Source organism: Bartonella sp. TS82HLJMH, from assembly GCF_042193495.1.
GTDB lineage: Bacteria > Pseudomonadota > Alphaproteobacteria > Rhizobiales > Rhizobiaceae > Bartonella > Bartonella grahamii.
This window is the reverse complement of record NZ_JBHILU010000105.1, coordinates 1-250: the sequence shown is the minus strand read 5'-3', so window position 1 is coordinate 250 and position 250 is coordinate 1. Positions and strand designations below refer to the sequence as shown.

Here is a 250-nt window from a genome sequence, read left to right as displayed (position 1 = left end):
CATAATTTAGAAAGCGCAAAAGCTTCAAATCCATCAATAATACCGTCAAAAATAATTTGAGAGGAAGTGTTTTTCGGAATAATAATTTCTTTTAAGAGAGACATCGGAATTCATTTCAATTTATGCAAATATGATAATTGACGATGTCACGAAAAAGCGGACCATCAATTTCAAATGGTGGCGCAATTTCTCCAGTAATCCAAGTCAGCAAATCACGATCATCAAAAGACATAATATATTCAAATTCAGA

Annotated in this window: 1 pseudogene; it reads right to left on the bottom strand. The window is 32.0% G+C overall.

Going from position 1 to position 250, the window contains the following annotated elements:
• Positions 1 to 115: 115 nt before the first annotated feature.
• Positions 116 to 250, bottom strand: a pseudogene (locus ACFIKO_RS09490) (succinate dehydrogenase assembly factor 2); the annotation flags it as partial.